The organism is Pontivivens marinum (genome assembly GCF_900231835.1).
In the GTDB taxonomy this organism is placed as follows: Bacteria; Pseudomonadota; Alphaproteobacteria; order Rhodobacterales; family Rhodobacteraceae; genus Pontivivens; species Pontivivens marinum.
Map to the genome: position 1 here is coordinate 1 of NZ_OCTN01000023.1, position 1,231 is coordinate 1,231.

The following is a 1,231-nucleotide window of genomic DNA, read 5'->3' on the forward strand; positions in this document are numbered from 1 at the left end:
TGGACCTGACCCGTTTTTGTGCCGCCCCCGGTGCTCGTTTAGGCCACCTTCCGCTCGAAAGCGACTGGGCTTTTCCAGCCCAATGCTGAATGGCGGCGGCGCGGATTGTAGAAGCCGTTGATGTATTCGAAGATTGCCATTTCGGCTTGCCGTCGTGTCTCCAATGACCGTCGCCAGATCAGCTCTGCCTTGATGGTTTTGAAAAACGTCTCGACGGCGGCATTGTCATAACAATTGCCCTTGCCGCTCATCGAGACTTGGAAGCCATGTTGGCGCAGGATCTTCTGATAATCGTGAGAACAGTATTGGCTGCCGCGATCCGTGTGGTGAATGCAGCCCTTAGGCGGTGTCCTGAATGCGATGGCCATGTTCAGCGCCCGGATCGCCAGATCACGTTTCATCCGGTTACTGACGGCCCAGCCGATGACACGACGTGAGTGCAGGTCCAGGATCACGGCCAGATACAACCAGCCCTCGCGGGTCCAGACATAGCTGATGTCACCGGCCCACTTCTGATTTGGCGCATCAGCTTTGAAGTCACGACCCAACAGGTTTGGCGCGATGTTGAACTTGTGATCACTGTCTGTCGTGACCTTGTGTTTGCGCGTTCGCACCGCCGATATGCCGTTCTGACGCATCAAGCGGCCTACGCGGCGATGCCCAACATCCAAGCCAATTTCCTTTAGCTCCTCCGTCATCCGTGGTCGGCCGTAGCTGCCCAGGCTGAGACGAGACTGTTCTTTGATGTGCGCCAGTGTGACCAAATCAGATCGCTGTCTGTTGCTGGCAGTGCGATTGCGGAATGCCCGCAAACCGCGCGTGCTGACATTCATAACACGACACATCCGACCGATGGCAAATATGGATTGGTGTTCTTCGATGAACCTAAACCTCATGGCTTTTGGCTCGCGAAGAACACCGTCGCCTTTTTTAAGATTTCCCTTTCCTCCTTGAGAATGCGGTTCTCGCGGCGCAGCCGATCATTCTCTTGAATAAGGCTCAGATCCTCGTTCGACACCACGTCCGTCTCTCGGTTTGCCGTGATCCACTTGTTCAGCGTCGACATGCAGACACCCAGATCGTCAGCAACCTGCTTGCGCGTCAGCCCGCTGGTCAACGCGATCCGCACAGCGTCCTTGCGGAATTCGTCCGTCCGTTTCAGTCCCATAGTCCGTCTCCTTTGTTGCAGTAAATGCTATCAAAGGAGCGGCATCAAACCGCGACAGGTCCA

General features: G+C 55.6%; 1 protein-coding gene. It reads right to left on the reverse strand.

Going from position 1 to position 1,231, the window contains the following annotated elements:
* Positions 1-38: 38 nt before the first annotated feature.
* Positions 39-1,168 (reverse strand): IS3 family transposase gene (locus CR254_RS17785; protein WP_097932393.1). Its coding sequence is split into 2 segments (ribosomal slippage): positions 39-922 and positions 922-1,168, totalling 1,131 coding nucleotides; the frame shifts between segments, so codons are not numbered across the junction.
* Positions 1,169-1,231 lie beyond the last annotated feature (63 nt).